General features: G+C 65.2%; 2 protein-coding genes. Both read left to right on the top strand.

Annotated features, from left to right (window positions below; genetic code table 11):
- The first annotated feature begins 2 nt into the window (after window positions 1-2).
- Window positions 3-482, top strand: coding sequence for an EVE domain-containing protein (locus ACQKDV_RS19690; protein WP_108769882.1), 480 nt, complete (start codon window positions 3-5; stop codon window positions 480-482).
- Between the two features lie 22 nt (window positions 483-504).
- A partial coding sequence (rpiA, locus tag ACQKDV_RS19695; protein WP_427785899.1) for a ribose-5-phosphate isomerase RpiA occupies window positions 505-1,050 on the top strand: 546 nt, incomplete at its 3' end.

The following is a 1,050-nucleotide window of genomic DNA, read 5'->3' on the forward strand; positions in this document are numbered from 1 at the left end:
CCATGACCGCCCGCAAGCGCTATTGGCTGATGAAGTCCGAACCGGACGCTTTTTCCATCGATGATCTGGCCAAGGTGAAGGTCGAGCCCTGGAACGGGGTGCGCAACTACCAGGCGCGCAACTTCATGCGCGACGGCATGCAGGTCGGCGACGGCATCCTGTTCTACCACTCCAATACCAAGGTGCCGGGCATCGTCGGCCTGGCCACGGTGGCCAGCGCGGCCTACCCGGACGACACCCAGTTCGACCCGACGTCCGATTACCACGACCCCAAGAGCACGCGCGAAAACCCGCGCTGGATGCTGGTGGACGTCGGTTTCGAGCGCAAGCTGAAGCAGGTGATCGCGCTGGACGAGATCAAGCTGCACGCCGACGAACTCGGCGAGGGCTTCCCGCTGGTTGCCAGGGGCAACCGCCTGTCGGTGTTCCCGGTGACCGCCGCGCAGTGGAAGCTGCTGCTTTCGCTGGAAAAGAAATCCTGATTCCCTGCCTGAGAGTTCTCCCATGTCCGAAGCCAAGCGCCTGGCCGCCGAGAAAGCCATCGAATACGTCGAAGACGGCATGATCGTCGGTGTCGGCACCGGTTCCACCGTGGCCTATTTCATCGATGCCCTGGCCCGCATCCAGCACCGCATCAAGGGCGCGGTGTCCAGTTCCGAACAGAGCACCGCGCGCCTGAAGCAGCACGGCATCGAGGTGATCGAACTGAACCACAGCGGCAACCTGTCGCTGTACGTGGACGGCGCTGACGAGTGCGACCCGAACAAGTGCCTGATCAAGGGCGGAGGCGCCGCACTGACCCGCGAGAAGATCATCGCCGAGGCCAGCGAGCGTTTCATCTGCATCGTCGACCCGAGCAAGCAGGTGCCCGTACTGGGCGCGTTCCCGCTGCCGGTGGAAGTGATTCCGATGGCGCGCAGCCTGGTCGCCCGCCGGATCCGCGACATGACCGGCGGCCAGCCGACCTGGCGCGAAGGCGTGGTGACCGACAACGGCGGCCGTTGGCGGTGGCCGCGTGGAAGCGGCGCTGCTGGCCAGCGAAGACCGGCT

Origin of the sequence: Stenotrophomonas sp. NPDC077659 (assembly GCF_050268705.1) — a bacterium.
In the GTDB taxonomy this organism is placed as follows: domain Bacteria; phylum Pseudomonadota; class Gammaproteobacteria; order Xanthomonadales; family Xanthomonadaceae; genus Stenotrophomonas.